Below are 25,885 nucleotides of genomic sequence, written 5' to 3' on the forward strand. Positions count from 1 at the left end.
AATGTTCATGCGGGTTGCTGGGGTTTGGCAGGGACGACGAGGTACGCTCGGTGGCCTATCAGCTCAAGGTGGCAAGGTTCCCAGCCTATCGAGACCTGACGGGCTTCAACTTCAGCCACAGCGAGGTCAATGAAGCCTTGGTTCGGCAGTTGCACCGCTGTGAGTTCCTGGAGGATGCCAACAACGTGGTGCTCGTGGGCGGACCGGGCACGGGTAATACCCACATTGCCACAGCCCTGGGCGTGCAAGCGATTGAACATCACCACCGCAGGGTGCGGTTCTTCTCAACGGTGGAGTTGGTCAACGCATTGGAGGACGAGAAAGCTCAAGGCAAGGCTGGACAGCTCGCTCACCGGCTGGCGTATGCCGACCTGGTGATTCTGGATGAGCTGGGCTACCTGCCCTTCAGTGCCTTTGGTGGGGCACTTCTGTTCCACCTGTTGTCCAAACTCTACGAACGCACCAGCGTCGTGATCACCACCAAACTGAGCTTCAATGAATGGGCCATCCATTCTTCTCAAGACGGAGAAAGCAACCCGTGATGCAGCAGCATGGTTTCAAAGTCAGCGGCAGGCACTGGCCTGGAAAACCAGTAACCCTGCATTTCGTCGCATTGGTTGTCGCGTAGATAGTCAAGTTGCTCCCGAGTCTCGACGCCCTCGGCGATGACCTTGAGCTTCAAACGATGGGCCAGGTCCAGGATGGCCGCAGCGATCAGGGCGGACTCGCGATCTGTGGCAATGGGTCTGACAAAAGACTGATCGATCTTGAGCGTATCGATGGGAAATCGACTCAGGTAGGAGAAGCTTGAATAGCCGGTGCCGAAATCATCAAGCGACAGTTGCACTCCCAGGTTCTTGAGCTGGTGCAATGTGCCAATGGTACGCTCCGGGTCGTCCATCAGCATGCTCTCCGTCAACTCCAGTTCCAGGTGTCCGGGCGCAATGCCGTGCAGACCCAAGGTCGCGCTCACCACTTCGGTCAGATCCCCCGAACGGAATTGTCGGGCAGAGACATTGACCGCGACCCGGCCAAATTGCCAGCCCAGGTCGATCCAGTGCTTCAGTTGACGGCAGGCTTCGTCCATCACCCAGGCACCGATAGGAACGATGAGTCCCGTCGATTCCGCCAAAGGGATGAATTGCAAAGGCATCACCATCTTGCCATTCGAACGGCGCCACCGGATCAAGGCCTCGGCACCGACAATGCGCCCGCTCTTCAACTCGATCTGAGGTTGGAAATGGAGCTGCAACTCGTGACGCTCGATGGCTTTTCGCAGCGCGCTGTCCATGTCAAGCCGGGCACGCGCGTCCGTGTTCATGGCCGTGGTACTGAAGCAGAACTGATTGCCGCCCTGAACCTTGGCCTGTTGCAGCGCGGTATCGGTGTCTCGCAGCAGTTCTGCCGCGGTCTCGCCATTGTCGGGATACAGGCCGATACCCAGGCTTGCGCTCAGATAGACCCGCTGTCCATCCGCCATCTCAAAGGGCGCACTCAGGGCCTCCAGGATTGTCTGCGCAATCTGGGCCGCGATAGTCGGCGTCGGAAGGGTTTCAAGAATCAGCAGAAACTCGTCCCCGCCCAGTCGGCCGAGGGTGTCGGACTCCCGGACAACCGCATGCAATCGCTGCGCAGCCGCCTGAATCAACTGATCACCTGCCTGATGACCCAGGCTGTCGTTCACCGTGTTGAGTCGGTCAAGATTGATGATCAGTACTGCAACCCCATGTCCTGCTCTGCGCGCGTGATCAAGGCTGTGTTCCAGACGTGACAGCAGCAGGAGTCGATTGGGCAGTTTGGTCAGGGCGTCGTAGTGGGCCAAACGGGCCAACTGCTCCTCGTTGCGTCGAAGTTGGCTGATGTCCGTCAGCATGCCGACGTAGTGGCTCGGTTGCTGCCTGGCATCCAGTACCCGGGAAATGGTAATCCAGGCGGGATACAACTCGCCGCCGCTGCGGCGATTCCATATCTCGCCCTGCCAGTGGTTGCTCTCCTTCAGGCTGGCCCACATCCCCTGGAAGAACTCGGGGCCGTGCCGGTCCGAGCGCAACAGGCGTGGGTTCTCTCCCAGCACTTGCTCCTCGGAAAATCCCGTGATCTCTGAAAAGGCCTGGTTCACGGCCAGGATGGCGCAGTGGGCGTCGGTGACGATCACACCTTCACGCGCCGACTCGAACACCGTGGCGGCCTGGCGCAGCCGGGCTTCGTTGAAGTGGCGTTCGGTCACATCCTGGGCCATGCCCACAAATAGCCTGAGACCATTTTCCCCAACAGCGGGTCGACCGCTTTCTTGAACCCAACGCACGGATCCATCGGGGAATTGCATCCTGTATTCCAGCGCAAAATCTAGCTGTGCCCTGACGGCATGGCGCTTGGTCTTCTGAACTTGCGCCCGATCCTCCGGATGCACAGAAGACAGGTAGGACTCGGCGTCCAGACAGAGCGATGCGGGCGTCTGGCGCCAGATTCTTTCGCAGGCCGGACTGACATAACTCAGTTGGCCCGAATCCCCCTCTGCCAGCCAGAATATCTGCGGGATGGTGTCGGCGATGTGGCGAAAGCGTTCTTCGCTGTGCGTCAAGGCCCGCTCCGCCGCCTTGCGGGCATCGATGTCCTGGATCACTGAGATGAAGTGCTCAGGCTGCCCTTCAATGTCTCGGACCAGGGACACCGTGAGCTGGATCCAGACCACCTGACCGTCCTTGCGCAGATAGCGCTTCTCCAGCGAGTAATGGCTCAACTCACCCGCCAGCACACGCCCGGCCTCGGCTACATCGCGATCAAGATCTTCGGGATGGGTGATGTCCTGGAAGCTAAGCCTCAACAACTCATCGCGCGGGTAGCCGACGATGTCGCACAACTTCTGATTGACCCGCAGCCAATGGCCATGGGGTGCGACATGGGCCAGGCCCACAGCCGCTTGTTCGAAGGTGGCCCTGAAGCGCTCCTCCAGGCTGTGCAGACGCCGCCCCACCCGGCGTCGTTCCTTGAGCAAGCCACCGATGCGAGCCAGCAGCTCGTCCACCGAAAAAGGCTTCTGAACAAAATCCTGGACACCCTGCTGCAGCAGATTCGAACGCAGGCGATCATCTGCCTTGGCGGTCAGCATGACAATCGGAGAGTCGTCAAGTTCAGGGTGTTCGCGCAAGGCATGGACCAGTTGTTCACCGTCCATGCCCGGCATCATCACGTCGGAAAGGATCAAATCTGGCAGCCGCTCCAGCGCCATCTGCAGTCCTGCGACACCGTCTCCGGCTTGAACCACCCGACAGGAAGCGCTCAGTACCGCAGCGATGAAGGCGCTCATGTCCTGGTTATCTTCCACCACCAGGACCAAGGGGCGTCTGTCACGATCACTGGCCTTGGCCCCTTCTCTGCCGTCGGCCCGTGCAACAGGAGAGTACTCCGGCACGGGCGCCTGGACCGGTTCAGGGCGCGCCGGCTCGACGGTGACACCCTGGGGCGCCTTCAGGGGAATCCGAACCTGGAAACAGGCCCCCCCTTCTGAGGCCTGTCTCAACGTGACCGAGCCCTCATGCAACAAGGTGAATTCCTTGACGATGGCCAGACCGAGTCCACTGCCTCCGGAGCCGCGTACCGGGCTTCCGTCGAGTTGGTGGAAGCGTTCGAACACGGCCTCTTGATGCGTTGGCGGAATTCCTGGTCCACTGTCGCCCACCCGGCATACCGCTACGCCGTCCTCCTGACACAAAGCCAAGCTCACGGTCCCTCTGTCCGGGGTGAACTTGAAAGCATTCGACAGAAGATTCAACAGAATCCGTTCGCATTTGTCCCCGTCAAACTGGCCCCAAAGCGTGGCGGGCAAGTCCAGTCGGAGACGGATTCGATGGTCCTCAGCCAGGGTGTCGAAGTTTGCAGCCAACCTGCGGGCCAGTGACGCTAAGTCCAATTCACTGTATTGCAGTCCCAATCGGCCGGCATCCAGCTTCGCGATGTCCAGCAAATCGTCGACCTGACGGTGCAGGAACCGTGCATTTCTCTGCATCATGAGCAGCGCTTGGCGCTCTGAGTCGTTGAGCCTTGGGGAAGCCAGCAATCTGCCAAGTGGCCCCAGGATCAAGGTGAGAGGAGTTCGCAGCTCATGGCTGACATGCGCAAAAAAACGGGTCTTGAGATCGTCCAGCTCTCGAGTCTGTCGGTACAGACGATCCAGAACTGCATTGGAGGTCTTAAGTTGGGCATTGGGATCGGCCGCCTCGCGGGTGCGGGCAATGATGTCGGCCTCCTGAGCCAATGCCCCAGCCACCGGCTCCACCGTCTGCACGCCGTCTGCTAGCCGTTGTTTCAGTTGCAGCAGTTCGGTCACATCCTCGACCCGGTGGATGATGTGGATCAGAAGCCCCTGCTCATTCACGACCGGGGTATTCAGGGGACTCCAATAGCGAGTCTCGAACCCGCCGCCTTCCGACTCCGGGCGGCGGATATCGTATTTTTGCACCGGCATCGCGTCGGCCTGTGCGGTCTGTAGCACCCGGACGAGTGAAGCACGCAGATTGCGCACGCCCTCGGTGGCCGGATCATCCGGGTTGTCAGGAAAGACGTCGAAGATTCCCCTGCCAAGAATCACTTCCCGCTGCATCTTGGTGGCCTGCGCGTAGGCCTGATTGACCGCGACGATCCGCAGATCGGTGTCCAGAACAAGGTAAAGCCCAGGAGCGCCATCAAACAGCCTTTGGTAATCCACGGGCAACGCCGCTCCAGTCGCTTCAGATAAGCCCAACCCATCCATACCACTCCCTATCCACTTCGGCTTCAATCCGACGTAGGATCAGAGCATAGACCCACACGTTTGTTGGTGCCAGTGCAATCGTGATCAGCTGCGCTTTAGACTGGCTAACACGACCGGTCCACGAACCGAGAACAGATGATGGCTGCGGCCAACGTGAGCAAGGCTTGATGGATATCGAGCCGTCTTTCGAATCGGATCCTCAGTTTTCCAAACCCGCCAAACCAGGCGTGCGTGCGTTCGTCAACCCAGGGGTGTTTTCCCAGCCGTTGACTGCTTTCAACGCCTCGACGGGCAATCCTGCACAAGATGCCTTTGGCCTTCAAATAGGCCCGGCAACGACGGTAGTCGTAGCCCTTGTCCGCATGCAGTTTTCTGGGGCGTTGGCGTGGGTGACCCGGCAATCCTCTCAGCGCTGGGATGACGTCAATGCATGGCTCGAACAGCATTGAGTCGTGCCGATTGGTCCCGCTGACAGTGCGCTTGCGAGGGCCTCCCTTATTGGATGGAACACAGGCGGTGATCAGGGGCTGTAGCTGCTGCCGCAGTTCTTTGCTTACGGGACGTCGGGCCATGGGGGCGCAGAGCATAACTGCTCCGCAGGCCTTCAGGAGTGAGTAGCGTTAGCCGTTCTTAATTTGAACAAATTTGAAAATGACAGAATGATATTGGTCGCCTTAATTTATCCAAATTTATATGAAAGAGGGCAATAAAGACCAATATCATTCCAAATATAAATAAATACAGCTCTTTAATTAGTCGTCCCTGCCAAACCCCAGCAACCCGCATGAACATTGGCCCCGCAGGCCATTGCCTCAGCCCAGAACTCCCAATTTAATATTCACCACAGCCCAATTCCTGGGAGTTTTGCCTGAGGCCCGATCAACCATGACCGCTGACTTCTTCCGCAACCGCCTTGACCAGATGATTGATCTGCGCCACCCGTTGGCGGTGCTTGCCAACCGCATGCCCTGGCAAGAGTTGGAGGCCTCTTTGGCTCACCGGTTTGCACGCCAGGTGCGCGCCGGCAAGCGCATCGAGGACATGGTTTTGTTCGGCCCCAGCGTCTCAGTGGTGGGCTCGGGTGTGGCTGCGGCAGGTCGCCCACTTTTGCCCACCCGGCTGATGGTGGCTCTGCTGTACCTCAAGCATGCCTTCAACGAAAGCGACGAAGAGGTCGTACAGCGCTGGGGTGAGCCATCATCTGTTCTCGGTTCGTGGACCGGTCGTGTTAGCCACTCTTAACAAATGCACGCATTTTTATTTCATGATTTGCAAGCTTCATCCATCACAAGTTAGCAGCGAGAAAGCTGGACTGGGCTCAAGTCCTTATTTTCTAGATGCTATCTGGCAAATTGCTTATAGGCATAAAAAATCTGCTGCTTTCTCATTGCAGTGCCTTGCCATATTGAGGCGAGGGCCATAAGCCGTGCGGACGCAAAAGCATGGTGACGATCATGGTCATCGCGATGAACAAGGGGCGAAGAATGCCTGCATCCAGTCGTCCATCTGTCATGGTTTGAAGGGGGCCGGTGACATAACGAAGCACCTCCGGCAGCGCCGTCAGTAGAACGGCCCCCAAAATCACACCAGGGATATGACCGATGCCGCCGAACATCACCATGGCAACGATCATGACCGACTCCTGCAGGCTGAAGGCTTCGGGGGATATGAACCCCTGGAACGTACCAAACATGGTCCCCGCGATGCCTCCAAAACCGGCCCCCATCCCAAAGGCGAGCAGCTTCATGTTTCGGGTGTTGACCCCCATGGCCTCGGCGGCAACTTCATCGTCGCGAATGGCCTTCCAGGCTCTGCCTACACGTGAATCCTCCACGCGGTAACAGATGACTGCCGTCAGCGTTGCCAGTACCAAGAACAGGTAGTAGTACAGGGTGACCGAAGCGACTTGGCAGCCTGCGAAGGACAGCGGCCTACCCAGATCCAGACCGAAGATGCGGATTGAATCGATGGGACCGACTCCTTTGGCCCCGTTCGTGATGTTGACCGGATGGACCATATTGACAACCAGGAGTCGCACGATCTCCCCGAAACCCAAGGTGACGATGGCCAGGTAATCGCCACGCAGTTTGAGTGTGGGGACTCCTAGCAACACACCCAAGCATGCGGCAAGAATGGCACTCAACGGAACGGTAATCCACCATGGCATATGCAGCCCTTCTGGGAACACGGCTGCGATCCAGGCAAAGTTTTCAGTCAGATGCGGTGACGCCAACAGGGCGAACGTGTAGGAGCCCAGCGCATAAAAGGCCACATAGCCGAGATCCAACAGTCCGGCGAAACCCACCACGATATTCATTCCCAGAGCCAACATCATGTACAGAAGACAGGTGTCGGCAATGCGGACCCAGTGGTGACCAAAGTATTGCAAGACCAGAGGAAGCAGCAGGAGTGTCGTTGCGCCTGTCCATTGAACAGGCCAAGCATCCCGATGCTCATGCTTCTGGCGCGCTTGTGTTTGGATGGATCGTGCGCACGTTGAGACACTGGCTTCGTCGCCGGCAGCCTGCGTTTTTCCGTCCGCTTTGAAACCGATATGGATGGACGAGGAACCAATCTGACGTCGTTGGCGATCTCTCATGACCGCCAGCCTGCAGGTGTATCCATTACGGAGCGGTACATGAAGCGCCAGCCAGCGCGAAACTCAGGAGGGACCTCTGTGCCTTCGTATGCTGGGCAGTCTGCAAATCCATGGGATTCGTATAAGCGGTGCGCCTTTGTCATGAACGGGGCTGTGTCGAGACAGACTCCGCCAAATCCCAGGCCTCTTGCGTCCTCAATGAGGCGCCTCAGGGCCTGCTGCGCCAAGTGCTTGCCCCGGTATTGAGGGCGAACATAAATACGTTTGACCTCAGCAATGTCGCCGTGGGAAGAACGCAAGCCACACATTCCGGCGACATTTTCATCCAACATGATCAGATAGAACACCCCCCTCGCTGCTTGGTCAGCGCAAATCTGATGAATCACACCGGTGCTGTCCTTAGGGCACAACAAGCCGGCCTTGCCATGCGCAGAATCTCCTAGGCATCGCTCTATTTCGCGATGGACCCAGGACATGTACTCACTATGGAGGCTCATGAGTGCATCCCAGTGGACGCCAGGATCAACAAGGACGAATAGAGGGCGTGGCATGCGCTTCTGACACTTACAGAGGTTGGGTAGTGATCTGCAAATGTTAGAGTGGATCGAATCAATCGAAAATATGCATTTCCTCCATTCATAACGGAAGGAATATCCGTAATAAGGAAAACGTACGTTGATGGACAAACTCAGTGGCCTGCTGGCCTTTGTGAAGACGGCGGAGCTCGGGAGCTTCGTCGCTGCAGGTCGCGCTCTTGAAATATCGGCGTCAGCAGTTGGCAAAGGCGTGGCTCGGCTCGAGAAACAGATCGGCGTGCGACTGATGCAGCGCAGTACGCGTCGCATCCAGCTAACCGACGAGGGACGGCTATTTCACGAGCGCTGCCGCCGCATCCTTGATGATCTTGACGATGCGCAAGCGATGCTCTCGCATGCAAGGGATGCGCCCCGCGGCAAACTGCGCGTGAGCGCACCCATCGTTGGACACCACTTTCTATTGCCTGTGATTGAGGACTTTCTGGCTCGCTATCCGGAGGTGGAGCTCGATATCAACTTCAGCGACCGTACCGTGGATCTGATCGATGAGGGCGTCGATGTCGCGATCCGCAGCGGTGATCTGCCCGACTCCCGACTTGTGTCCCGGCCACTCAACGTATTTCGACTGCTGTTGTGCGCGTCGCGCGGGTATTTGGAGCGTCATGGCACACCAATGGTGGCACGTGACCTGGAGCGGCATGCCGTGATTCGCTTTCGTCACCCAGATTCGGGAAAGTTGCTGGAGTGGCCTTTGTTGCAGGCCACAGACTTTACGGAGGCCCGTCTGCGCACCGTGCTGGCCTGCAACAACGTGGAGGCAATTTTCGGAGCTGCCGTACGTGGCCTGGGCATAGCGTGCATGCCGGATTTTCTGGTCAGAGAGGCACTTGCCGATGGCCGGCTTCAAAGTGTGCTCCCCGATCAAGTCGGGGGCGGTGGCCAGTTCAAAGCGCTGTGGCCTTCCAGTCGGCATTTGTCTCCCAAAGTGCGTGTATTTGTCGATCACTTGGATGCACAGCTATCTTCGACGAACGTTCAGTAAAGTGATGCCAATAGGGGCTGTGGCGTAGCTCTGTTCCGGGTTGAGATCATCATCTCCATCACACGGTTCATACAAAAGAACCATTGCGTGGTCAGTTTTGGAACAACTGCAAAGACCCCAACGGGCCGAGGCTGTGTGGAAACGCCCGTGGTCTTCGTAAAATCTGATCACCCGTACGGAGTGAGGTGGCGCATGAAGGGATTCATCAACGGCGAGGACCGAATGAGTATTCCGACCCGTTCAACCGCTAACAGGCCGTTGAAATACCTGCGGTACAGGCAAGTTACCGGCACGAACTCGTCGAGCTTGACTGTGCTGAACAAGGCCTCGTTGTAGCTATCGGCTCCTCGCATCTTTCTTCCTTTAAGCAGGTGCGTCATTGGCCTGCATCCTCGCCGATCCATGCACGACGCGCCAGTTCTTCGTATGCAATGGGATAAACGCCCCCACCCGTAACGGCATCGACGTGTCAAAGTGGAGACGTTGATCAACCACTTGAACCGAGAGGGGCGTCCACCATGAAGCTGTCGGCTGTTGGCATCGACCTGGCGAAGAACGTGTTCCAGGTCCACGGAATCGACCAGCACGGCAAGGTGCTGGTGAAGAAGCAGCCTCGCCGCGACAAGGTAGCGTCATTCTTCGTGAACCTTCCGCCTTGCTTGGTCGGGATGGAGGCTTGCGGCAGTGCCCACGACTGAGCGCGCAAGCTCCAGGGGATAGGTCATACCATTCGGCTGGTGGCGCCCCAGTGTTGGCGCCAGTGCAATCGTGATCAGGTCAAGATTGCATCGGCACCAACACCATAGAGAATCGGGACTGAAGATCAACAATCGATGCGCCCCCAACCTGCGACGACACATATGAAGTGCCCCTGGATCCCCGAACGCAATGAGCGATTCTCAAGTAATGCTACATGAGGCTGAAACGGCTGGATTGCCTCAGCAAGGTATGGTCACGCGCATTTTTCCCCCGGTCTTGATCGATGAAGAACCACTGGAATCCAACCAAGCAGACAAGCCCAAGCGCCGCCGTGGTCGACCACCAGGATCAGCCACCCGAGTCGTGCATGCACACGTGACGGCCGACGAGTTTGCCGTGCTGCGTGCGGTGGCCCAAGGGGTGGACATTGCTGCCGCGGCTCGTCAGTACCTACTCTGGCCAGGCCGGGTGCCCGAACGCCCCGCGTTGCTAAAAATCTACAGCGACTTGTTGTGTCGCGTGGAGGCCGGGGCTCAGGCATTGCCAGAGAACATGCTCGCCCGGCGTATGGTTCGAGACCTTCTCAACCATCAAACCGTGGTGCTCGGTGGCATCACTTCTTCTGACCAGGTCGCTGATGCTGCTCACGCGGTTGCAGCGGCTTCAGCGACTACACCCGGCCATTCAACGAGTCGGATCGCGACCACTTCGTCCTCGACCCCGGTCCAGTCCCCTGAGACAGCTGGCATAACGCCAATCGACCTTGACTCCGCGACAAAGATGGCAGCGTCAACAGCCACTGCTCAATTTCCTGCGGCCACCAGAAAACTCAACCTTCCCACATTGGAGGAGTTCGCAGCCCAGTTCGACGAGGACATGTACAGCGAAGCGGAATTGCTGGAGTTGTACGAGGAGGAGTACCTCAAAACTCAAACCGAGCTTGTCGCGCCACCAACCGCATCTGCGCAGAACGCACAAGCCGACTCCCTGATCATTTGCCAGAGTCCAGCTCAGGCCCCCTTCTCCCCTACCCGGACTGCATCAACCTCAGCGCTTGACGCTGTCTCAACAGCCGACCAGCCAATCGAGTCTCCCGGTGCTTTGGCGACGAAGTCACTTGCAGCTCGAATCGAGATTCAACTCAAGGCAATCAACTGGCTCGATGACCGCTTGGGAAGTCGCCCCGCCAGAGAGCACCATGTTGATCAGTGGGTGCGGCTCAATGAAACGCAGCGCCAAGCCTTGCGTGAGGCCGGCGTCATCAGCCTCGGTGACCTGGTGGACTGGATGTCTCTTCAGGGGGAGCGCTGGGTCGACAAAGTTCCAGGGTATGGATTGGCCCGAGGGCGAAATCTCTTGCAGTGGCTCAAGCGCTGGGAGATTGAACCTCGGCAGGGCCTGAAACCAATACAGGCCAAAGAGAAAGCGCCGCCCCGCTCGTCCGCACGATCATTGGTCAATGTCGCCAACACTGGGGCTGTGCTGGCACCGCTCATGTCCATGGATTGGCCTCCGGCTCTCAACGGCTCCAACGGAAAATTTCGCAGCCCCACCGAGAACAGCTTGGCGGCTCATAACGATCAAGAGGCGGTCCAGGCCTGGTTTCGTCTGATCAGGGAGAAGTCCGCGCATACCCAGACCGCCTACCGCCGCGCGATCGAACGACTGATTCTGTGGGCAGTGCACGAACGAGGCCTTGCGCTCTCCTCCTTGAACGAGCTGGATATGCAGGACTTCAGGGAGTTCCTGTGCGACCCTCCTGCGCATTGGCTTCAAGATCCAATGACTGATCGAGAGCGCAAAGCCAACACCTGGAGACCTTTGAAAGGCCCCCTCAGTGGCGCGAGCTTGCGCGTGACTTTTGCAGCAGTGAGCGCCATGTACAGCCACTGGATGGAGTCGCAATACACGACGCTGAACCCAGCTCGCAAGCTCATTGGAAAGCGAACCGACGAATTGTCGATGGACGTGAAGCGCTCTTTCACCGACCAAGACATGGACGTCATTGCGCGCACGTTTGAGAAGCTACCTGACAACCCAGCCAAACGGCGTCTGCGAGCGATCTTGCTACTTCTGGAGTTGGGAGGCCTGAGACGCGAAGAGGCCTGCAATGCCACCTGGGGTGACATTCAGCGGGTGCGGATCGACGGGAATCTCACGGACAACATGTGCATCGAGGTGATCGGCAAGGGCAACCGTCAACGTTTCGTGCCACTTCACGAGTCTGTTCTGGACGCACTGCGAGATCACCTGCAGGATCGCAAAGAGCTGATGGCCAATGGCAAGAAACTTCAGAAATTCAAGGCCGTCACCGACAAGAAGCAGCCGCTGCTCGGCGTGCTCGATGACAAGTGGATCCTGGTTCACGACAAGAGGCTAGACGACCAGGCGCCCATCGCGAACAGCAAATGGGATGAGTTCGATCATCGATCTCCCCAATACACCGTGAACAAAACTGGAGGCCTGTCCGTTCAGTCGGTCTATCAGATCCTGAAGGGGTTCTTCAAGCAGTGCTCAGACACCGCCCAAGAGAGCGTGACCGACGACATGGCGACGTTCAAGCGAGCGTCAACGCACTGGCTCCGTCACACCTTCGCGCATCATCTGCTCAAAGAAACAGAACGAGATCTGGCCCTGGTCCAGGCGGTGCTTGGGCATAAGTCCATCTCAACGACGGCCATCTACGTGAAGGCGGATTTGGAGGCCAGGATGAAGGGCGTCAAAAAGCTCCGCGGCAGCGTCTAGCGACGCCTCCATGAGAGTTCAACCCTGATGGAGCATGCGCCGAACCCTAAATCCGAAGCGAGCTCAGGGCGATTTCCGAGAATGGAACATGCGCGTTGCATCCAAACGTGCGAGGCCTGGCTAGCAACGAACGGATCAGCCTTGTGACGGCCTAACGACTCGATTCATGACGCTCGCTGGATGTTCACCCGGAAAAACTCAATCGTCCCATCCTCCACCGCGGCCTTGATCCAGTCGGGTTTTCTTCCCTTGCCGCTCAGTGATCCATCCCAGGCCAATCCTCGATTTGGATCGTAAAAGGTGGTCGGCCGCTTCAACTTCACGGGCGCCAGACTGCGGCTGAGAGAACTCAAGGTGACCTGCGACGGTGTAAGCTGGAACTGATCCACCAAAGTACGCACGACGCGGATCGCTTCAGCTCTCTGGGTTTTGAACAACTCCTCGCGGCGAGACTGGAGCTGTGAGATCTGCTCGTCGAGAGCACGGAGTTCTTTGAACATAGGGCGCCTATTTTAGGCAAGCGACTCAATGCCCCTTGAAGAGGCCGAACTCAGGCACAACAAAACCCTCACCTGTGATCAGCGTCGGACCCAACAAAGTTCTCACCAACAGTTGAATACCCCTCCAATCCTGGCTCCATTTACACAAGTTACTGGGTCAAACGTAACCAGGAACAGCCCCGAATAAGCTATAACCCGGGGCTTGTTCAACATGGAGCTTGCACATGCAAGCGCCCAATCCAACATCATGAACCGCGCAGAACTCGTTGAAATCCTGGCCACCAAGAATGCCTTGACCAAGGCCGCCGCCAATGCCGTGCTCGACACCCTGATCGAGACCATCCAAACGGCCGTGAAGAAAGGCGATGCCGTTCAGCTCGTGGGCTTCGGCACTTTCAAGTCGGCCAAGCGAGCTGCGCGCAAGGGCAAGAACCCGTCGACTGGTGAAGCCATCAAGATCCCGGCCACCACCTTGCCCAAGTTCGTGGCCGGTGCCAAGTTCAAGGCGGCGGTCGATCCGAAGGCCGCGAAGCGCAAAGCTGAGAAGGCCAGCGCCAAATAATCCGGTAACCCAGTTACCGGTTGGGTGGACCACTCCCCTCCCCCACCTCGCCGCCCCGGGCTCATCGCCTTGGGCGGCTTTATTTTTTCAGGCAAGTTCCAGGTCTTGCCAACGCATGGAATCACACCATGACCGCGTTTTCGGAATCGTTTCGTTCAGAGGTCGCTCGCATTGCGCGCAAGGAAGTCAAAGACGATGTGGCCAGCCTGCGCAAAACAGTGACGGCCTATCGATCAGAAATCGCTGCGCTGAAGCGGGGCAATAAGACGCAGGCGGCGCAACTTCGCAGCATGGCCAAGGCCATCGAAAAGTTACTTTCTGGCTCTGAAGCCAAAGCTCCAAAGCCGCGCCCTCCTGCCGAGACTGCCAAGACAGCGACAGCCACATTCAGCCACGAGACCTTGATCGCCAAACGTGAAGCACTGGGCTTCACTCAAAAGCAGATGGCCGCACTCATCGGCGCCTCCAGCCTGAGCGTCTACAAATGGGAAACCGGCAAGGTCACTCCACGCGCGGCGCAACTGGAGCGCCTGCAGGCGGTGCTCAAGATGGGCGTTCGAGAAGCACGTGCACAACTGGCAAATGCCAGCGTCGAAGAGCCGGCGTGACCGCCCTGATTCACCCCATGGTCCGATCTTGCTGGCCAAACAGTGTCTGAAGCATCGGCCCACTCGGTCACGTAATATAAATAACTCTACTCATCATCACGAACATTCTTCACCGTGATGCGCACCTCAGGATTCAGGTGCTCTCGGAGGTGGTAAAGGCCCTTCACGTTTTTCAGCCCCGCCCAAATGGCCACCTGGCTTGCGGGGACGCATTCGTTGAGCCACATGACCAAGCGCGTGTTGCGCACGATCTGCGGACCGAGCCGTGGAGGTGGCGGCTGCTTGGCTAACTCGGCCGCGCGCTTGAGAGCCTCCCCCACCACGTAGAACAGCATGACCGACGTCATCTCCCCTTTTGCGCCGTTCTTGGCGCCATGGTTGGTGCAGAAGAGCGTCGGTACATCTGGACCGCTGGCCACCAAGTCACGAACAGCTATCCAAGCCTCGATCGCGCGGACGGCATTGTCGGGGAGCACCATGCGACGGCGTTGGTTTGGCCCGGGTCCATCGAGTTGCAATGCAGCCATGCGCTGTCGGCCAGCAACCTGGTCGAACAGGATCGAGGACACACTCAGTTGCCGCGCCTCCATCGGAGTCAAAGCAAGCTCTGTCAAGCACAGCAACAGTGCATGGTTTCTCAAATCTACCGGATCATTGGATTGCGGCTTTTCCAAAACCCGCTGCAGATGGGCCCAGACTGCCGGCGTCATGATGGCGCCCTTGTGGTCCTCTTTGGGAGGTTGGTCCACCTCCTCCAAGGCTTTGGCCGGGTTGCTGGCTATCCAGCCCTGGTGCTTCGCGTAATCGTAGATGCGCTCCAGCAGCCGCCAGTAGCGGCGCCTGGTGATATCGCTGACATTACCGCCTGCTTTTCTTGACGTGGGGCCAGACTGGAGAAACCTCACCACATCGACATTCGTCACTTCGTGCCAAGCAATCGGCTCTTGTTGCGCACCGTTGCCGCCAGTTTTAAGGTAATGAAGCCACGTGCTCCAGAAGTATCGATACGACGGCTCCCCTTTCAAACCAATGGGATCACGGTCAGAGGCGGAACTGTGCTCAAGCCAGAGATCGATAAGCACCGTATCCCCTGGCAACGGCAACACAGCAGCATGTTTAGTCATGAATCACCCCCGAGAACTTCCCTCCAGGGATTGATAACCAATATTGAAGGAGAGTCCCTAGAGGTCTTGTAATATAAATCAATACTTTGCAAACTTTGGTCGATTTCCCACTCCGATCGACCGCATCAACAGCACCCGCCTTGATTATGAGCCGAGGCACCTGTATGGGTCTACTCCAATCACGCAACTATCAGCAATCGCCGGACAAGAAAAAACCCAGCGAAAGGCTGGGCTTCTTGAACTGCCAAAAGTAGGAATGGTCTCTAACTCACCCCTTAGAAGATGGATCACGCCAAATGATGAGATCACCTCCGTCAAAGGTCGATCATTTGATCAGGAATTGCTCGCGATCCAAGTCCTTAATCCAAGTGGGGGGCTTACCACGGCCAGTCCAGGTAGCGCCCGTCGCAGGGTCACGATATTTCGGCGCCACAGTGCCACCCTTGGAGGCGCTGCTGCGAGGACGTTGAGTCTGAAACACGTCGTCAGAGGTCAAACCAAAGTCGGCCACCAACTGACGGACCTGGGCAACTGCAGCCGCAACTTCTACCTTGCGGGCTTCTTGAATTTTGGCTTCCAGAGCATCGCGCTGGGCTATGAGATCTTTATAGCTGGACATAGGACTTTCTTTGACTGAAGAGGAATGAAACGATGGGGAATTGCTAAAAACAGATCGAACAGTATTGTGTTTCGACAAATTAAGATCTGTAACCTATCTACGTTGATTGCCCGGTGCCAATCTGACGTAATTTGTTGACACACAATCCGCCGATCATCTGTGTGATCAACACTGAGATGAACCAAGTGTAATGCATTGATGGACAATGGCTTCATCACCACATGCAAAATCTCCACTCAGAGTGAGAATTTTAAATTGATTTCTCAAACTACTTGGGCGAACCAAGCTCGAATGTCGTCATAGCGCTGATATGGCCCCATGATCATCACAGCACTGTATTCATGGGCGGCCATATCTAAATATGGGACCTTCGGCGGCTCTCCGGGGATCAAGTGACACAACAAATCGTCGTCGTCCAAATTGATCTGCCAGCGGCAAACCAGAGGTCTATGTTCATAGATCGAGCACCTCTCGTCACACAAAAAGACACAAGGCTTCCCAAATTGCTCCGCTGATACCATGGCTTTTGCAACATCGATGTCAGTCGTCTCGTCAGCGCTAAATCGCCCTGCCTTGGCATTGAGTGGGTATCCAGTTTCCTTTGCAATCACTTGAGCTTCAGCTTGGCTTAACACAACAGAAATCCTGCAACAATGGCTACAGCCTTTCTTGCACGCAGCATGCTTGGAGGCTTCGTTGGTGGCCATATCAGCAGCCCTCCTGAGCCAATAGACACGTCTATTCGCGGTATTCGCCTTTGCAGCTTGATCGATCAAGCGTTCTTCTGACTTGCGATCAAATGCAGCCAGTTGTTTGAGCTTTATGTCGATCCGCTCCTCGAGTCCACGCCAGCGCTCACTCACTCTCTCAAGATGACTCGGCAAATCTAAAGACGTCAGCCTCAACGAATTGGCTATGTCGACAACATCAGATCGATGTTCAACACTGGTCATTGGGTACCTCTTAAGCGAGAAGTCACTTGAAATTTTTTCTGCGGCATCTGGGACAGACGCACAAGTCAGGCGGGATTGTTGATGGAAGACATGCGATTTTTCAGCGACCAGCCTGCGGCACCCAAACCAGCATGGTACCGACACAAGGCCAGAGACTCTCTGCAGACTCAACAGTCAATATTTTTCATCTATTCCAGCGGATGTTTTTCGCCAAGTTCTGCACGTGCTGAACTGAACAGCTCCTCGAACTTAGCGGATGCCTCGCTAGGCATGCTCAATTTTACGATGCAAGCTGATGAACCGATGTGCTCCAATGAGTCCGTGCGAGCAAGGAAATGTACCGAGAAACGCCTCGAGCTGCGACTCAGAAAAAATTATGCCTTTCCCGAACATTGAGAAGAGAGTCCAATCAGCTCGCGTTGTTTCGCTCAAATGACTAACAATTTGAAACACAGGTAAGCCTCTTCGCAGACCTCCCGGACACAATGAGCAAACAGCCGACTTGATGGATCCTCGGCAGAGAGAGTCTGAGAGAAGGAGGATCATCTTGGCAGGACCACCAACCTAGACTCTGTACAAGTGAATGCATGACTAGAAGAATCTGATTGGCAAAGACTCAACAATCTGGCACAATCACAAACACCGACACTCGGTACGTAATGTTCGAGTTGTTGACGCCAGCTAAGCGTCTAAAACAATTAGCATTTAATCACGGTTTCGGCCGGTTCAACGGTGGACTCGATCCACTGTCAGCCCTCAGGGCTTTAAAAAGTGGTTGATTCGCTGAACAACCGCATCAACGCTGGCAAAGTGCCGCGTTCAAATGGTCGCCGTAGCTTTCGCTATGCTGACCCTGCGCAGGTCGTAGATCTGTGCCTGTCATTGTCGTACCTCCTCATGGTACGTCCTGGCTGCCGCATCGGCACCTACTTCAAAGCTCCCTTTTCATCTGCACCCGAGCTGCCGCGGCAGTGTGTTGTTCAACACATTCGGCCACGAGGCCGGCTGAGGATTTGTGCTCATTCCAGATGATCCAGGAGCCTGTCATCGTCCCCGCGCTGTTCTGACACAGAGACGGGACATCAAAATGCACTGAAAGCCAAGCCCAGCTTGGATTTCGGAGCATCACGCTCGCGTGATTTCGCGTGAACCACACTCGCCAGTGAACCCAAAGCCGCGCACGAGGCTGCCCCCAGCAATAGGCTGGGAGGCGCGCCTAACCAGCACCTCCAGGCCGCGGGTTCACTCTTAAAGATCGATCTCAAGCGCTATTTCATAGCGTCAAACACCCCCACCTCCTCCGAGTAGGTAACTCGTGATCCAAAACTCACCGTAAATATTGGTTTTGGGGGTAATTAGCCGCCATTCATAGGTGTGCTCGCGCACACCTCTAAACCTGTTGATGGAGGCTGCTAGTTGGAATGGGCCATGCCTATTCCAGATAGTCATTGTTGGCTATCTGGAATGAACATGAGAAAGGAAATCACATGAGCAGAAACTACGGACTTGGCCAACGTGACATGAGCAAAGCAGGCCAAGTCGCCCTGAATCGCCTTGCAGGAAAAGGAGAAATTTCATTGTTAACATCTGCCACAAATGGAGAAAGATGGCGCTTGCTTGTTGACTGGGCAAAGAAACACAATGTTTTAAAAATGGAAAACTTAACCTCAGAATTGGTTCGTCAATATGGTGAAGAACTGGGTTACAGGGTTGAATATGGAGACCTGTCAACGGCTACAGCACACAACTACATATCAGCCGTAAATTCAGTCATGTCGATAGCGACCGGTGGAGCATGGAAAGTCATTAGTCCAACCAAGGATTGCGGCATTAAAGAGAGATCATTCATAAGAGATACCCAGCCAGGTGCACTTGATATTAATCTCTACAACCAAGCCTGCCAAGCAGTGTCAACTCAAGAAGGAGAGCGTCTTCTAGCTATTTTGAATTTGGCACGCCATCTTGGTCTAAGAAGTAAAGAAGCATCGTTACTAGATGCACGCGCAGCACTCAAAGAAGCGGAAAGGAGAAGCATCATCACAATATGTGATGGAACAAAAGGTGGACGCAAACGGAATGTAAGCATTCGATTGTCCGATCAAATTAATACCCTTCGGTCAGCCGCCAACCTTCAAGGAAAATTTAAATCAGTGATGGATCCCGATCAAAACTGGCAAACATGGCGAGAAGGTCCTTTGCGCAGAGCGCGAGAACTTGTCAAGATGAATACAGGGGGTGGCTTACATGATCTTCGAAGCGCCTTTGCATGCCAAAGATATTTCGAGTTAACTGGGCATGATGCACCATGCGCTGGTGGAAAAGCTATTAGTCCTAACGTGGATAAAGCAGCTCGAATAGAGATCAGCAACGAATTGGGTCACAGACGAGTAGATATTACGAACGAGTACTTAGGAAAAGCATTATGAAATTACGCATCCAAGTTCAACAACTTGCTCACACCTATTCCAGAAAAGGAGGAAAGACAAATCGCCGCCAGCAAGTGTCACGAATGTTAGCTTTTGCAGCCCATGTTGAATCCGAAGGAATATACGAAATTGGACAGGTAGGAAAAAAGCAAGTCATCCGCTATTGGCGATCATTAAGAGCGGCTGGAAGCCTGGCAGACTCGACACTCTACTCTCATTGGCTCGCAATCCGAGAGTTGTGGCAGTTGGCAGGCAGAGCCGATGAGCCACCTCAACCCTTCAAAAGTGAAAAAATACGTGAGGAGAAAGATATTTAATAAGACGTAGCTGAAACTCAATCTTGTCAAAGATTGATCTTAGATCGGTGCAGAAAGTGGTTAATACTTGGGATCCCAAGAGGGAGTTCAAGTATTTCTACGAAGACTGATTCCGAAAAACTGAGTCCTAAATCAAAAAACCAGTGCCATCACCGGGCAATTTTTTAAATTGCTCTGTCTATGGCGCCTGGCGGAGTACCTCGTAGGCGCATTTACGACTACATGGATATCGCCGTTGATCGGGGAGTGGTCCTATCCGTTACGGATGGGCGCGATGGTTGCCGTCACGAGATACCGGGAGGTCCATGTGAAGCGGACTCAGCAATCATGTGCCGCCATGATAATTCAGTGGGAGGCAAAGTTACAAAGGTCGTTGCGCTCAGAAATGGCAGCCGCATATTCAACTCCCCTATGACTCTCAATGGTCTCAGTGTGGCGCCTGCGACAGCAGTCTGAGTGTCAGCGGTCAATTCACCACGTCCTTGCCCGCTTTGCATAAATAGCCTTTTGCAGGCAAGCCGATGCCAAGCCGAGCTCGATATTCCAAGGCAACAAGACCTCGTGGTTCTCCACTGTCTGCACCACATGCAGGTGTTGGCACCGATTGAATCTTGAAGTGACCAAATTCCCCGAGGTCATTTCGACTGCGATTTCGCAGCAATTTCCAACAACTGTTCGGCTGTAGGTTTGTCCCATCCGTCACCGATCGCAGCCTGCGCATAAAAACGAACCATTTCATGCTGGACCATTGGATGCTTCCAACCGCTCATCTGCAGACGCTTCTTGAGAGATGGATGAACATTGCGCGAGTCCATGTCAGACAGCAACGAACTGACCAGCTCAGTTTGAGCATCTTCCGATAACGCATCGATCTGGGCAACCACTTCTTGCTTTCGAGCTCTTAGCCACTCATCTGACCAAGCAATTTGACGTTGGATTGGCAAGTCCTTCTGAGCGACTTCTGCAGCAGATTGAACGTCTGCTTCTTCTTGCGCCCTCTTATCTGCCTTCGTGCTCTCAGCAGGCATCAGAGCTTTCAGATAGCGGGTGGGATCTCTCAGTGGCTCTGGGTACGCAGTTGCAAGGCGCCTCTCCAACCCCAGCAATGCTTCTTTCAATACTTCCGGTCCGTACTCCAGCAGCAGTTGCTCAGCCTTGTTCTCATCGACACCTAGTCGGACAGCAATAACGATTAGGGACATGTCGACCGGCTTAGGCGGTGTCGACAGCGGCAATGCGGTTTGCCGTTTTTTCTTGATCAAGAACTGCAGGTCTGACGTGTATCGCCCTTGTTTGAACTCCTGCAATTCGACTTCCAAGTCGCTGATCGCGTTCAATTCAGCAATGGCCGGCTTGAGCACATCTCGCTTAAAAAAGCGGTACTCGAGTTCTTTTTGCTTTTCAGTTTCTGGCTTCCCAGACAACACAGGTCGCCACCAACTCCAGTGTTGCCGCGACGTCCGGCCGATGTCTCGATATCGACCGCAAATCTCATACAGTGCAATTGCAGCGTGGCTTCTCAATTGGGAGATGATCTCGATCGAAAGGCGTGCAAAAACTCGAGGCTCCAATAGCTCATGCTTCAACTTGACTGAGTAAGACCACTCCAACCAGGTCTGACCTCGCTCCGTTTTGAGCTCCGCATGACCAATCAAGCCTGAAATCGCCCAATTGGCCCCCTCCCCTGTCGTTGGCGACTGCCACTCCACCGCAGTGGTCGCCATTGCGCGAAAGTGCTTCTTGACCAACGCAGTGTCGTGCGAGTCGAAATCAAGGCCACTAAGCACTTCAGAAAGTGGGGCTCTGTAGAACTCTTTCTCAATGCCCTGCTCCTGTGCAAGAAAGAGCATGACGTTGTAGGCCTTGCGAAACAGAGGCGTGATCTTTTTTGCCTGTGGAACGATAGCCAGCGTGTTAACCGGCTTTCGCAACTCGTCGGCTGAGAACGGATTGATCGGCGCAGTTTGGACAACCACCTTGGTTGCAGTTCTCCTCTTCCGAACAGACGTTCCCTGCCCTTCGGGATTTGAATCGCTAACAAGATCACTCATGCGTCGATCATACAACTGACGTGAAGCCATGTTTCACGTCAGATCGAGGATCTTCTGAAGAGCGCCAATCTCCCGAAAACTCTCACATGTGCGATTCAACCACGGGTTTCAATCTCCCGAAAACCCTCACGTCACCTGAATACACCCGCCCTACCTGAGGCCTATTCCTCTTGAAACGCCAGCGTACAGCCCTTTTCGACTCCTCGAGAGCCTCCGCTGGTGGAGACATCCTGTAAACCCTCACCTATAGGCGCCTGCGACAGCGCTCAAGCGCAAGTCACACCACTCCTTGGTCGGCAACCCCCTCTTTCCCGTTAAGACTCACGCTTAAACCTGCTTGCTCTCCGAGAACTCCTGATCCCCATCCACTCAATCCCGAAAAGTTTCCGAATGCTCCTGTTTTCACTCACGCAAATTGACCTAACCCTTTGTTTTTAAACAAAAAAACACAACCTAAAGGTATTAAAGGATTTAAAGGAATTGAAAAATTCCAAACGCAGGTATTGATCGAAACCTACAAGTCATCGCTCTGGAACGGCTGACTTTCAGCCATCAGATCAATGAAAGCCTCTTAGATTTGACGAAATTTCAAAAAACCAGCAGAAAAGCGTTAAGCCTCAGATAGACTTGCTGTCATGAAGGAGTACCGTTGTAATGACTGACAAACTGCTTAACCTCTCACCTGCCATCTCTCTTGGGCAGATCGCAGATCAAGCAAACAAAGCCGTTGAGATGATGGAGATGATCCGGACGGCAATGTTGGCACCAACTGCGCGAAAGTCTGCACCCAACTTCAACCTATCGCAATTGACAACTCTACTGGGGATCGAAAAGGGCTCATTTGCTCATCGCCTGGGTCGAGGGGATCTCCCAACAGGAACCTTGAATGAGTCAGGCAATCGTAGGGAATTCACACTCGCAGAATCCAGAACTTGGATTAAAGCGTATCACCAAGATCGTCTTCGTCCAGATGGTGCTGAAGCTGTCACTATTTCAGTAGGTAACTTCAAAGGCGGAGTTGGGAAGACCACCACTGCCATGACGCTCGCCCAGGGGCTATCCTTGCGTGGTCATCGAGTATTGGTGATTGATACAGATCCTCAAGGTTCATTGACTACGCTATTCGGGATCTTGCCTGATACAGAAGTTGAAGAAGATCAGACCATTCTGCCTCTCGCGATGGGAAGTGAAACATCAATTCGTTATGCCATCCGATCAACCTACTGGGACGGTATTGATCTTGTTGCGGCTGCCCCTGCGTTGTTTGGCGCCGAATTTGCCCTTCCTGCACGTCAAACCAATGAAGATGGGTTCGAGTTCTGGAATGTGCTTCACTACGGAATTGATGATGTTCGCAACGAATACGATGTGATCATCATCGACACCCCCCCTTCCCTCTCCTATACGACCATCAATGCATTCATGGCATCAAACGGCATTGTGATGCCCCTGCCGCCAAACGCTTTGGACTTCGCATCAGCTGCGCAGTTTTGGTCTCTGTTTTCCGATCTGAGTAATGAACTGATTACAAAGCGTGGTCTGACGAAGGACTTTGATTTCATCTCTATCCTTCTGTCTCGAGTCACCACAGACGCTAACTCAGCCATTGTTCGTCAGTGGATTCAATCCACCTATGCGGAAAAGGTTCTACCAGTCGAGATTCCTAAGACGACGGTCGTTGATACGACGAGTATCGAGTTCGGCACTGTCTACGATGTCAATCGTTACGACGGTGCTGCAAAGACGTTTAAGCGTGCGCGCGATGCTTATGACTTGTTCGTGAGCTATGTCGAAGCATCTATTCACTCAGTTTGGCGCAAACAAGTTGGTGTTCTGCCCACTAAGAAAACAAAGAAGGGAGCTAAGTAATGGGCAAGAAGTTACTTCAAAAGGCAATTGCGATTGGAGTTCCTAAAGGGCAACTGGTGCCTCGGCCCCCTGTGGCTACGGAGCAGGGGTTGGACCGTCCAACCCCGCCAGCTTCCCAGCCAATAGCTAATGCTTTGACTGGCTCTGTGAGAACTAAAACAGCACCAGGTCAGATGCTTGGCTTCATGCGAGAGCAATCGAGCGCAATCAAAGAGGTCGAATCACTCAAAGAGCGTTTGGCTGAGTTTGAGGGTGGGCAGGTCGCGAGGCTGATTGATCCCAAACGTATTGTTCCATCTGCTTGGGCTAATCGTCACGAGAGTAATTTCAGTGGGTCCGAGTTTGCTGAGCTGAAAGCGGAGCTTCAAAACGCGGGTGGAAATATTCAGCCGATCAAAGTCCGTCCTCTGGCGGTGGGGGAGGGGGTTGGACCGTCCAACCCCCTTGATGCGGGTGCGGCAGAGTTCGAGATTATTTTTGGGCATCGACGTCATCGTGCCTGCCTGGAACTGGGTTTGCCAGTTTTGGCTATCGTTGAGTCAATAGATGCACAAACATTGTTTGTTCAGATGGAGCGAGAGAATAGAAGCCGCAAGAATCTCTCCGCTTGGGAGCAGGGAATGATGTATGCCCGAGCACTCGACCAAGGCCTCTATTCGTCAAATCGCCAGTTAGCTGTGGCTATCGGGCGAGACCTTGGCGACGTCGGTAAGGCACTTTCCTTGGCGAGACTTCCCTTGTCCGTTGTGAATGCTTTTGCATCCCCGTTGGATCTGCAATACAGATGGGCTAAGCCACTGAGCGAAGTACAGCAGAAAGATCCAGAAGGAGTAATTGCCAGAGCAGAGGCATTGCGCGGTCGATCCGCCGAAATGTCGCCCAAAGAGATTCTGGCGGAACTCCTTGGAGAAGGGCAGGGTAGGACAGTAGCGACAAACGAGGTTAAGGATCTCGAGATTTCTGTTTCTGGTAAGCCTGCAGGGGTGATGACTACAGATTCACGGGGGGGTACTCATATTCGACTAGATATGCCGTTCAGCGATGAGATGCGCATAGGCTTGTTGAAGGTAATACAAGCCTTCTTGGAGAAATGATCCAATTCTGATGCCCACTGTTGATGTGTTGAAGCATCGGTATCGGCGGTTGGGTTTGGGTTATGCGAAGGTGCGTACAACAGCACAGCAAAAGAGGCCTTCGATTCGTTCGAAGGCCTCTTTTGTTATGTGTCGGCTTAACCAAACGCTTCGCGAGATCCTCAGCTCGTTGATGAATGAGCGTCTGCCCGTAGAAGCATGCCGTGGTTGTCATGTATGAATGACTCAGTCGGGCTTGAACTGCCTCATGTGGTGCGGATGTGGATGCCAAGCGGGTTCCAAATGTATGTCTGAGCTAGTGGGTCGGTACACGGGCTAAATGACGTTGCTGCCGCATTGGTAGGTCAGCCTGTGACAGGAATATTCTGATCCTTCCTCTGACTGTCTCGACCAGAGCATGGTCCCTAATGGGGTTCGTCGGGACTAACGTACTGGCCAGCAGGGGAGTGGTCTCTGAATTCGATTCGATAGGGTTCAATTCGAGCTTAGCAAGGTGGCTTGCTAAGCTCTCCCGATGTTCTCTAAAAGAGGGGGCTCGCTCCAGTAAGCCTGGGCAGAAGAACTCCATCAGATCAATGTTGGCACGCTTCCTTTGACCCGGCTGCAGGGAGGTGCCTATTTTCACCATGCCGATGGTTTGCGATGACTTACAGCGGCTACCTCGGTATTTACGTGCTCGGCACCTTCCAGGTATCTGCGACAGGCGATCTGGCGAACTGGAGCACCGGCGACACCAGCTTGATTGCGGCCGTTGATTTTCGGGGCGCTTGTGGACGCAAACATCAAGTGAATCGCGAAAACGTGGCCGAGGGGGCCGAAATAATCTGCTCTAGCGCATCTGATCAGACATGAAAGTGTCAGTAAACTGGCGCTGTTCGATTAGCTGGTGGCGGTAGGCCTCGACCTCGATCGCATCGGCATTCACCACCATACCCAAGTCGGGCTCATGGGAGAAGTCTTCTACGCGCGTGGCTTTGCCTGACCCGTTAGGGCCTGCAAAGACGGTGAAGGTGGGTTTGTTCGCGACTATTTCACGCTGTTTCGACAGTGCGGGCTTTGGCAATGAGGTTCACGGCGCGAGAGTCATCGGGAGTGATGGTTTGCAGACGACCATTGGTAAGCCCTGTGGCGGGAATGCCGGCATGCAAGTTGGCAGCGACTACTCTTTCCCCGGCTTGCTTTGCGCGGGCGGCAAAACGGCTGAGGCACATACCAAGGATGACTGGTTTGGAGCTTTGCATGCCAGAAAGGCTACGCCTATGTCCCTTTCGGGTCAAGGCGGAGGGTCATGGCGATACGAATGTCTGCATGAGAAGTGTTTCCTTTTGGGGTGACGACAGAGCATGCCCTCCACGGGCACAAGGTACGTCAGGGGGTATTTGATCGAAGAG

General features: G+C 54.8%; 16 protein-coding genes and 5 pseudogenes. 12 read left to right on the forward strand and 9 right to left on the reverse strand.

Translation table 11 applies throughout. The features are described from left to right. Positions 1 to 38: 38 nt before the first annotated feature. Positions 39 to 506: pseudogene (locus AC3WUT_RS26935) on the forward strand (ATP-binding protein); the annotation flags it as partial. Positions 507 to 517: 11 nt separating this feature from the next. Here AC3WUT_RS26935 and AC3WUT_RS26940 read toward each other — a convergent pair. Both AC3WUT_RS26940 and AC3WUT_RS26945 read right to left on the reverse strand, forming a co-directional pair. Next, on the reverse strand, positions 518 to 4,705 hold the full coding sequence (locus tag AC3WUT_RS26940; protein ID WP_492350135.1) for an EAL domain-containing protein: 4,188 nt from the start codon (positions 4,703 to 4,705) through the stop codon (positions 518 to 520). A 149-nt stretch (positions 4,706 to 4,854) separates the two neighbouring features. Then, positions 4,855 to 5,223, reverse strand: a pseudogene (locus AC3WUT_RS26945) (transposase); the annotation flags it as partial. 391 nt (positions 5,224 to 5,614) lie between these two features. On the opposite strand from AC3WUT_RS26945, the pseudogene AC3WUT_RS26950 reads away from it, so the two are divergent. Next, positions 5,615 to 5,944, forward strand: a pseudogene (locus AC3WUT_RS26950) (IS5/IS1182 family transposase); the annotation flags it as partial. Between the two features lie 190 nt (positions 5,945 to 6,134). On the opposite strand, the gene AC3WUT_RS26955 reads toward AC3WUT_RS26950, so the two are convergent. Then, on the reverse strand, positions 6,135 to 7,349 hold the full coding sequence (locus AC3WUT_RS26955; protein WP_492350136.1) for a branched-chain amino acid ABC transporter permease: 1,215 nt from the start codon (positions 7,347 to 7,349) through the stop codon (positions 6,135 to 6,137). Next, positions 7,346 to 7,900, reverse strand: coding sequence for a GNAT family N-acetyltransferase (locus AC3WUT_RS26960; RefSeq protein ID WP_492350137.1), 555 nt, complete (start codon positions 7,898 to 7,900; stop codon positions 7,346 to 7,348). Before AC3WUT_RS26960 ends, AC3WUT_RS26955 begins: the two co-directional genes overlap by 4 nt. Before the next feature lie 127 nt (positions 7,901 to 8,027). Between AC3WUT_RS26960 and AC3WUT_RS26965 the strand changes: the two genes are divergently transcribed. The 3 genes and pseudogenes from AC3WUT_RS26965 (at position 8,028) to AC3WUT_RS26975 (ending at position 12,371) form a co-directional block, all read left to right on the forward strand. Beyond that, entirely contained in the window at positions 8,028 to 8,927 is a 900-nt protein-coding gene (locus tag AC3WUT_RS26965) for a LysR family transcriptional regulator (protein WP_492350138.1), read from the forward strand. A 518-nt stretch (positions 8,928 to 9,445) separates the two neighbouring features. Further along, positions 9,446 to 9,622, forward strand: a pseudogene (locus AC3WUT_RS26970) (IS110 family transposase); the annotation flags it as partial. A gap of 193 nt (positions 9,623 to 9,815) precedes the next feature. Continuing rightward, entirely contained in the window at positions 9,816 to 12,371 is a 2,556-nt protein-coding gene (locus AC3WUT_RS26975; RefSeq protein ID WP_492350139.1) for a site-specific integrase, read from the forward strand. A 164-nt stretch (positions 12,372 to 12,535) separates the two neighbouring features. On the opposite strand, the gene AC3WUT_RS26980 is transcribed toward AC3WUT_RS26975, so the two are convergent. After that, a complete protein-coding gene (locus AC3WUT_RS26980; RefSeq protein ID WP_492350140.1) occupies positions 12,536 to 12,871 on the reverse strand; it encodes an H-NS histone family protein in 336 nt (111 codons plus the stop codon). Positions 12,872 to 13,082: 211 nt separating this feature from the next. On the opposite strand from AC3WUT_RS26980, the gene AC3WUT_RS26985 reads away from it, so the two are divergent. Then, positions 13,083 to 13,433: an HU family DNA-binding protein gene (locus AC3WUT_RS26985; protein WP_492350141.1), complete on the forward strand. Its 351-nt coding sequence runs from the start codon at positions 13,083 to 13,085 to the stop codon at positions 13,431 to 13,433. A gap of 128 nt (positions 13,434 to 13,561) precedes the next feature. Next, positions 13,562 to 14,041 (forward strand): helix-turn-helix domain-containing protein, encoded by a 480-nt coding sequence (locus AC3WUT_RS26990; protein WP_492350142.1) that lies wholly within the window; start codon positions 13,562 to 13,564, stop codon positions 14,039 to 14,041. Between the two features lie 86 nt (positions 14,042 to 14,127). Here AC3WUT_RS26990 and AC3WUT_RS26995 read toward each other — a convergent pair whose 3' ends face one another. The 3 genes from AC3WUT_RS26995 to AC3WUT_RS27005 form a co-directional block, all read right to left on the reverse strand. Further along, a complete protein-coding gene (locus AC3WUT_RS26995) occupies positions 14,128 to 15,165 on the reverse strand; it encodes a site-specific integrase (protein WP_492350143.1) in 1,038 nt (345 codons plus the stop codon). A 325-nt stretch (positions 15,166 to 15,490) separates the two neighbouring features. After that, a complete protein-coding gene (locus AC3WUT_RS27000; RefSeq protein WP_492350144.1) occupies positions 15,491 to 15,784 on the reverse strand; it encodes an H-NS histone family protein in 294 nt (97 codons plus the stop codon). Between the two features lie 263 nt (positions 15,785 to 16,047). Continuing rightward, on the reverse strand, positions 16,048 to 16,737 hold the full coding sequence (locus AC3WUT_RS27005) for a YkgJ family cysteine cluster protein (protein WP_492350145.1): 690 nt from the start codon (positions 16,735 to 16,737) through the stop codon (positions 16,048 to 16,050). 1,487 nt (positions 16,738 to 18,224) lie between these two features. Between AC3WUT_RS27005 and AC3WUT_RS27010 the strand changes: the two genes are divergently transcribed. Then, on the forward strand, positions 18,225 to 19,163 hold the full coding sequence (locus tag AC3WUT_RS27010) for an integrase domain-containing protein (RefSeq protein ID WP_492350146.1): 939 nt from the start codon (positions 18,225 to 18,227) through the stop codon (positions 19,161 to 19,163). Next, positions 19,160 to 19,480 (forward strand): hypothetical protein, encoded by a 321-nt coding sequence (locus AC3WUT_RS27015; RefSeq protein ID WP_492350147.1) that lies wholly within the window; start codon positions 19,160 to 19,162, stop codon positions 19,478 to 19,480. Before AC3WUT_RS27010 ends, AC3WUT_RS27015 begins: the two co-directional genes overlap by 4 nt. Positions 19,481 to 20,115: 635 nt before the next feature. Here the strand turns inward: AC3WUT_RS27015 and AC3WUT_RS27020 are convergent. Beyond that, on the reverse strand, positions 20,116 to 21,531 hold the full coding sequence (locus AC3WUT_RS27020; protein ID WP_492350148.1) for a replication initiation protein: 1,416 nt from the start codon (positions 21,529 to 21,531) through the stop codon (positions 20,116 to 20,118). A gap of 654 nt (positions 21,532 to 22,185) precedes the next feature. On the opposite strand from AC3WUT_RS27020, the gene AC3WUT_RS27025 reads away from it, so the two are divergent. The 3 genes and pseudogenes from AC3WUT_RS27025 to AC3WUT_RS27035 form a co-directional block, all read left to right on the forward strand. Next, positions 22,186 to 23,400: an AAA family ATPase gene (locus AC3WUT_RS27025; RefSeq protein ID WP_492350149.1), complete on the forward strand. Its 1,215-nt coding sequence runs from the start codon at positions 22,186 to 22,188 to the stop codon at positions 23,398 to 23,400. Between the two features lie 89 nt (positions 23,401 to 23,489). Then, positions 23,490 to 24,494, forward strand: coding sequence for a ParB/RepB/Spo0J family partition protein (locus AC3WUT_RS27030; RefSeq protein WP_492350150.1), 1,005 nt, complete (start codon positions 23,490 to 23,492; stop codon positions 24,492 to 24,494). Positions 24,495 to 25,041: 547 nt separating this feature from the next. Beyond that, a pseudogene (locus AC3WUT_RS27035) lies at positions 25,042 to 25,247 on the forward strand (3-oxoadipate CoA-transferase); the annotation flags it as partial. Positions 25,248 to 25,885: the final 638 nt, after the last annotated feature.

This window comes from Curvibacter sp. EU05-FHT14A10, from assembly GCF_058791075.1.

Coding starts and splice junctions, on each gene's coding strand:
- AC3WUT_RS27025 (WP_492350149.1), top strand. CDS start 22,186: ATGACTGACAAACTGCTTAACCTCTCACCTGCCATCTCTCTTGGGCAG.
- AC3WUT_RS27005 (WP_492350145.1), bottom strand. CDS start 16,737: ATGACCAGTGTTGAACATCGATCTGATGTTGTCGACATAGCCAATTCG.
- AC3WUT_RS26955 (WP_492350136.1), bottom strand. CDS start 7,349: ATGAGAGATCGCCAACGACGTCAGATTGGTTCCTCGTCCATCCATATC.
- AC3WUT_RS26995 (WP_492350143.1), bottom strand. CDS start 15,165: ATGACTAAACATGCTGCTGTGTTGCCGTTGCCAGGGGATACGGTGCTT.
- AC3WUT_RS27010 (WP_492350146.1), top strand. CDS start 18,225: ATGAGCAGAAACTACGGACTTGGCCAACGTGACATGAGCAAAGCAGGC.
- AC3WUT_RS26965 (WP_492350138.1), top strand. CDS start 8,028: ATGGACAAACTCAGTGGCCTGCTGGCCTTTGTGAAGACGGCGGAGCTC.
- AC3WUT_RS26980 (WP_492350140.1), bottom strand. CDS start 12,871: ATGTTCAAAGAACTCCGTGCTCTCGACGAGCAGATCTCACAGCTCCAG.
- AC3WUT_RS27020 (WP_492350148.1), bottom strand. CDS start 21,531: ATGAGTGATCTTGTTAGCGATTCAAATCCCGAAGGGCAGGGAACGTCT.
- AC3WUT_RS27015 (WP_492350147.1), top strand. CDS start 19,160: ATGAAATTACGCATCCAAGTTCAACAACTTGCTCACACCTATTCCAGA.
- AC3WUT_RS26985 (WP_492350141.1), top strand. CDS start 13,083: ATGGAGCTTGCACATGCAAGCGCCCAATCCAACATCATGAACCGCGCA.
- AC3WUT_RS26975 (WP_492350139.1), top strand. CDS start 9,816: ATGAGCGATTCTCAAGTAATGCTACATGAGGCTGAAACGGCTGGATTG.
- AC3WUT_RS26960 (WP_492350137.1), bottom strand. CDS start 7,900: ATGCCACGCCCTCTATTCGTCCTTGTTGATCCTGGCGTCCACTGGGAT.
- AC3WUT_RS27000 (WP_492350144.1), bottom strand. CDS start 15,784: ATGTCCAGCTATAAAGATCTCATAGCCCAGCGCGATGCTCTGGAAGCC.
- AC3WUT_RS26990 (WP_492350142.1), top strand. CDS start 13,562: ATGACCGCGTTTTCGGAATCGTTTCGTTCAGAGGTCGCTCGCATTGCG.